Origin of the sequence: Streptococcus danieliae (genome assembly GCF_025447695.1) — a bacterium.
GTDB classification, from domain to species: Bacteria; Bacillota; Bacilli; order Lactobacillales; family Streptococcaceae; genus Streptococcus; species Streptococcus danieliae.
Map to the genome: position 1 here is coordinate 1 of NZ_JAOBSU010000108.1, position 5,920 is coordinate 5,920.

Here is a 5,920-nt window from a genome sequence, read left to right on the forward strand (position 1 = left end):
TTTAATTCTTTAATTTGATCTTGTGTGAATTTCATACTATCTATTATAATTCAGATTTTGATTTTTGTTAAGTATTAGATGAACTTTCTATTTGTAATGGTCATTTTTTTCTCCCTTTACTATCATATTCCCCTGAACTGAATCCTATTGAGAACAGTTGGGCTATTTTGAAAAAAGTGGTGACAGAATTGCTTAGAAAGACAGGCGATTTGACTGACGCAATAACATACTATTTAAAAACTAAATGACTATAGTAGCTGGAGCTCGGAAAATCCAATATGTGACACATTTCAGAAACATTGTATTTATCTTTATCTCACTCCTTATAAATTCTGTCCAGATTAGTGTAGCCGATTCACCAAACCTATTATCAAATGAAATCAGACAACTCATCAGAATGAGTTGTAGCACTTATCTAGCAGATAGGACGGGTGGCTAACTTCATTTTAAAATTTTTGTATTTGGATGCTTTGCTTGATTCCTTATTATTCTACGCTGTCCCTCGATTCGATGTCAAAGAGCACACCCTTTTGCAAAGGCTAGAAAAATTTTACTGCGTTGATCTCGGTTTTCGCCAATTGCTGTTACCAGATCATCAAGAAGATTTGGGACATATGATTGAAACCATTGTTTACCTGGAATTAAGACGGCGTTTTTCCAAAGTATATGTCGGAAATGTTGGTAAATATGAGGTGGATTTTATTGCTGTGACGGATACTGGAGCTTATCAGTATTTTCAGGTGAGCCTGTCAACTCTAGATCCTGAAACGCTAGAGAGAGAGCTTCGTCCGCTGCAAGCTATTGATGATCAGTATCCTAAATATCTATTGACGCTGGATCAGATACAGCCAGAAGCTAATTATGATGGAATTCAAAAGAAGTCACTCTTGAATTGGTTATTGGATTGAAATAATGAGTAGAGAGGAAATCAAAAATGGATTTAGAACGTTACCATCAGTTGGCTCTGCAGAAGCAAAAAGAACATCGGAAGTTTCTCGCGGGGCTCAAGAAAAAACCGCCGAAGAACTTAGATAGACTTAGCCAGGAGATTCATGTGGAGGTTTTTGAGGAGATTGATTGTATCCAGTGTGCCAACTGCTGCCGTCATCTCGGTCCCCTCTTGACAGAAGCTGACATCACGCGTATTTCTAAGACTTTTCGGATGAAGTTGTCTGCTTTTGAAGAGGCTTTTCTGCGCGTGGATGAGGATGGGGACAAGGTCTTTCAATCCATGCCTTGTCCGTTTATCGGAGAGGATAATCTCTGTTCCGTTTATGATGTTCGTCCCAAAGCCTGTCGGGAATTTCCTCATACAGATCGTAAAAAGATTTACCAAATCAACCATTTGACCATCCAGAATACACTTATTTGCCCAGCAGCTTATCTTTTTGTGGAAAAATTACAAGAACGGTTGAAGTAACCCTCTTTCCCCTTCAAAAAAGAAGCCTCCCACAGCTTTTGTGATGTAGCTGATAGGAGGTTTTGAATTTATTTTATGAGTATCGTTTTAGTAATTTTCAAGGTAACTATCAAATTCTGGTAAAACTAAATCAACATATCCACGTTGTGGTTGAAAAATAAGTCCTTTATCGATAAGTCTATACTTATATGTATTCACAAGGTTCTTATCCCATTTGGTTTGTTTAATTATATCTGCTATTTTCGTCTTTGATTGAATAGCTTTTAAGAAGATTTCATCATTGTCTGATAGTCGTTGTTGGATTAGTCGATAGGCATTCTTTCCTAGCAAATATCGAAAATCAGGAATCACATCTTCGATATCATCAATGGTTGCACATTCCTTCTCATACATTAATTGGCCTAATAATTGAAAAGCATAGGCATATCCTTTCGTTTTCTTTGCTGCATAGCCAGCAGCAGAATGGTCGAGTGATAGATGCTCGAGATAAGCCTTTTCAATATCATCAATGGTAAGTGGAGAAAGTACAATCATATTTGAACGTAGTAGAAAAGTCAAAATTTTATCGGTAATAACCTCATTAATATCTTCTGGAAGCCCTGTTGAGATAATGCTAATAGGAAGGTCTTTACGGATAAGGAGCTGAAAAAGTGAATATAATTCTCTAATACCAGTGGAACTGGAAATTTCATCAATTAAAATAACAACTTTTCGATTGGCATTTTGACAAATCGTTAGTAAGTCAATTAGCTGTTGTTGGTTTGTAGTATTTTGAGATTGGATATTCTCAATCGTTAATCCCAATACACTAAAATTTTTAACCTGTATAGAATTGCTCACTGTAATCTCTCGACTAACTGTATTGCTTAATTCTGCAATTAAGTTGGAGACAATAGCAGGTGTGTTAATCAGTGTGATAGGAATCCAGTGCTCTGGTAGTTCCTTTTCTAACTTTGTGATAAAGGTGGTTTTTCCTGAGCCTCGAACTCCCGTAACGATAGTAGATTGTGCATCGGAGTAAGGATTGTCGAGATTTTTTAATAGATTCTCAAATTCTTGGTTTCGATTCAAAAAAACCCTAGGTGATTTACCAAATATAGTTGTGAATGGGGTCATAGCACCTCCTATATACTCGTATATACTTTTTTCTTTCATTATATACTCGTATATACTTTTTGTCAAATATCTTAAAAATAATTAGACGGTTCTTCGAAGCTTCTCTTGGTCTAGGCTAATTAAATGTTCTGGTCAAAGTAATACCCGTTGAATTTCAAAATCTGACCTTGTCAAGCCTCCTTGATCGCTTCTAGGGGTAATATTGGGAGTGGAACAGAACTAAATTTGAAAAAATTTAGTTAATTCGCTTTCTTAATTTTGGGCTCATGCTAAAAAGATCCACTGGATCTTACTTTGCTTTTCAATCCCACTCCCGCAAGGCTGATTAGACCCTCTTCCGAGCTTGAAACGCGAACGAAGAGGTCAATCAGCTACTGCGTCAAAGGCATTTTATTAACCAAAGTTAATGAGGCTAGACTTTTGTCCCACTCCCAACTACCTTCGTCGGCTTTCCTAGTCATCTTTTTGTCTTCTACGAGTATTTAGATTTTGCTTTTAACGAAGTATAGACAGTCTTTGTTAGTGGTTGCTATCTGATTTCTAGTAAGTGAAAAGTAAAAGGCCTCAGAATGTCTGAGACCTTTCGGAGATTATTATGAAAAAGAAAAGTTTTAGGAGTTGTTGAGGTCTTCCTCAACTATGGAACTAGTATAACCTACTTTCCTTAAAGGAAACTTATAGTTCATTTTTTAATCCTCATTTAGCTGATCCTGGGGATAACGCTGATGAAATTGAATTTTTAAATGGATAAAGTGTTCCAAATCGCGGAAGATTTGCAAGAGATAGGACCGAGATTCAAACTCCTCGCGGCTCTTGGGGAGGGGACGTTCGCGAAAGACTTGGAGGTAGTGATCGATGCGGTCAATCAGGTGAATTGGAGTCGATTTATCCTCCAGTTGCTGGGCTGTATCCTTAAAAAGCTGGGCTAGAATGAGGCTTTCTTCGGCCGAGAAGTGGCAGTGTTGGATGTCCTCAACCATCTGTAGTAGGTAATGGCATTGCTCCAGCCGCATCTCGAAGTAGTGAACTTCGTAGTCGGTCCGCTGGAAGAGCTGGTTGGATTGATCCCGATAGACTAGTTCGAGAGCCGTCTGGATCTCCTTTTCCAATTGCTGGATGCGGTGGACTTCATCGCTGCTCTGCCCGGTTGCTAGGATGTGGTGGAAACGGAGAACCAGTCCTTTGAGGAGGAGCTCGACGCGGTTGCGGGCGGCGATAATTTCTTTTTGGTGGGAAGGCATATAGATATTGGCTAAGAGAGCCAGGCTAACCCCGATGGCAAAAAGGCCGAGTTCGTTTAAAATAACGGGTAGGGCCAAGCTCCCTGTGTCGAGGAGATGGAAGACGCCGACGGTGGAGACAGATAGGCCGATGTCCCATTCATACTTGTAGGCGAGGGGAATATAAATGGCCATGCTGAGGCCAAAGGCCCAGATGTTCAGTCCAAATAGACTGAAGCAGAGGATGGCTGCCAACATGGCTGACGTCATGCTTAAAACACGGCGTTTGGCAGTCAGCAGGGTGGAACGCCGGGTGTCCAGTAAGCTCAACAAGCCAATGATTCCTGCAGAAGACGGATAATTGAGCCCCAAAAAGGTGGCGATTTGCACAGCTATCCAAGTGACCAAGATAACTTTGATACTTTTTTGAAAGACGGACATGGGACCTCCTTGAAAATTTCTAATTTTAGTGTATCATATAGCTAAGTTTAGTGGCGGTTTTGAGGACTTAAGAATAAGGAGAATCCATGAAAAAAGACTTTATCCACCAACAGGAAGAGATTTCCTTTGTCAAAAACACTTTTACCCAATACCTCCAAGATAAGTTGGAGATTGTTGAGGTCCAAGGACCGATTTTATCGCGGATCGGTGACGGCATGCAAGACAACTTGTCCGGGATTGAACATCCGGTTGAGGTTCATGTTAAGTTGATTCCAGAAGCTACCTATGAAGTGGTGCATTCCTTGGCCAAGTGGAAACGGCATACCCTGGCTCGCTTTGGCTTCAATGAGGGAGAGGGTCTGTTTGTACACATGAAGGCCTTGCGTCCAGATGAGGATTCACTAGATCCAACCCACTCGGTCTATGTGGATCAATGGGATTGGGAGAAGGTGATTCCGAATGGTCAGCGGAATTTAGCCTATTTGAAGGAGACGGTGGAGAAGATCTACAAGGCCATCCGTCTAACAGAATTGGCCGTTGAGGCCCGGTATGATATCGAAGCTGTTTTGCCCAAACAGATTCGCTTCGTTCATACAGAAGAGCTGGTTGAACTTTATCCAGATCTAAGTCCAAAAGAACGCGAAAATGCGATTGCCAAGGAGCACGGGGCGGTCTTTCTGATTGGGATTGGGGGTGTCTTGGCTGATGGGCAGCCGCATGACGGCCGGGCGCCGGATTATGACGATTGGACTAGCGAGACAGAGCATGGCTATAAGGGCTTGAATGGGGATATTCTGGTCTGGAATGACCAATTGGGGGCTGCCTTTGAGCTCTCCTCTATGGGAATCCGAGTGGATGAAGATGCCCTCAAGCGCCAAGTTGCCCTAACCGGCGACGAAGATCGGTTGGAATTTGACTGGCATAAAACTCTGCTCCGGGGTCTCTTCCCGCTCTCTATTGGGGGTGGTATTGGTCAATCCCGGCTAGCCATGTTCCTTCTAAGGAAAAAACATATCGGTGAAGTTCAGTCCAGCGTCTGGCCTCAAGCCGTTTACAATGATTTTGACAACATTCTCTAAACGAAGGGGAGCACATGAAAAGTGTAATGTCAACCCAAAATCGGACACTTTTTATGAGGAGTTAAATCATCCGCTACAGCTTGACCATGATTCTCCTGAGTAGTGATTTTGGCGGCTGTCAAAGCTGCTAATCGCAGCCTTGACAAACCAGCCTATCACTACTCAGCTCAAGCTCAAGCTGTAGCTAGTTCAGTCTGGGCTTTGAAAACTAGTGGTGATAGATTATTCAGTGTCGAATGTCTACGTTTGTGATTCCACCAGTGGATATAATCTTGTGTTAGTAGAGCAAGTTGTTCTAAGGACTTAAATTTATACGCATTAACAAATTCAGTCTTGAATGAGCGATAGGTTCTTTCGGAAACAGCATTATCATAAGGTACACCTGGAGCTGAGAGACTATGCAGTGGTTTTGGAAGATGCAATACTTCATGGACTCTTAGAAGCAGTTGAACGGGATGCTTGGATTATCGGTCAATCAAATCCATTCGTTCTTCCTATTGTAGATTATGAAACTAGTAAAAATTCCAAAATAAAGGATATAATATCTAAAATTAAGGAGCAAGGTTATGATATAATCCCGAGTTTATCAGTTTAAAAAAGACAAAGGATAGCTAACCCCTTGTGTACCAAGGAGTTTGGCCATC

At 41.2% G+C, this 5,920-nt stretch carries 6 protein-coding genes and 1 pseudogene; 4 read left to right on the top strand and 3 right to left on the bottom strand.

Annotated elements, in window-relative coordinates; genetic code table 11:
- Nucleotides 1–458 precede the first annotated feature (458 nt).
- Both N4310_RS07280 and N4310_RS07285 read left to right on the top strand, forming a co-directional pair.
- A pseudogene (locus N4310_RS07280) lies at nucleotides 459–908 on the top strand (DUF4143 domain-containing protein); the annotation flags it as partial.
- 26 nt (nucleotides 909–934) lie between these two features.
- Nucleotides 935–1,420: a YkgJ family cysteine cluster protein gene (locus N4310_RS07285; protein ID WP_262092660.1), complete on the top strand. Its 486-nt coding sequence runs from the start codon at nucleotides 935–937 to the stop codon at nucleotides 1,418–1,420.
- 87 nt (nucleotides 1,421–1,507) lie between these two features.
- Here the strand turns inward: N4310_RS07285 and N4310_RS07290 are convergent, their stop codons facing one another.
- Together N4310_RS07290 and N4310_RS07295 are read right to left on the bottom strand one after the other, a co-directional pair.
- Nucleotides 1,508–2,536: an AAA family ATPase gene (locus N4310_RS07290; RefSeq protein ID WP_262092661.1), complete on the bottom strand. Its 1,029-nt coding sequence runs from the start codon at nucleotides 2,534–2,536 to the stop codon at nucleotides 1,508–1,510.
- Between the two features lie 689 nt (nucleotides 2,537–3,225).
- Nucleotides 3,226–4,197: an aromatic acid exporter family protein gene (locus N4310_RS07295; RefSeq protein WP_262092662.1), complete on the bottom strand. Its 972-nt coding sequence runs from the start codon at nucleotides 4,195–4,197 to the stop codon at nucleotides 3,226–3,228.
- 86 nt (nucleotides 4,198–4,283) lie between these two features.
- Here N4310_RS07295 and asnA point away from each other — a divergent pair, with 86 nt between their 5' ends.
- A complete protein-coding gene (gene asnA, locus N4310_RS07300) occupies nucleotides 4,284–5,276 on the top strand; it encodes an aspartate--ammonia ligase (protein WP_160332343.1) in 993 nt (330 codons plus the stop codon).
- A 173-nt stretch (nucleotides 5,277–5,449) separates the two neighbouring features.
- Here the strand turns inward: asnA and N4310_RS07305 are convergent, their stop codons facing one another.
- On the bottom strand, nucleotides 5,450–5,698 hold the full coding sequence (locus tag N4310_RS07305; RefSeq protein ID WP_420832907.1) for an integrase core domain-containing protein: 249 nt from the start codon (nucleotides 5,696–5,698) through the stop codon (nucleotides 5,450–5,452).
- On the opposite strand from N4310_RS07305, the gene N4310_RS07310 reads away from it, so the two are divergent.
- On the top strand, nucleotides 5,680–5,871 hold the full coding sequence (locus N4310_RS07310) for a YcaO-like family protein (protein ID WP_262092663.1): 192 nt from the start codon (nucleotides 5,680–5,682) through the stop codon (nucleotides 5,869–5,871). The two genes, N4310_RS07305 and N4310_RS07310, sit on opposite strands and share 19 nt — an antisense overlap.
- Nucleotides 5,872–5,920: the final 49 nt, after the last annotated feature.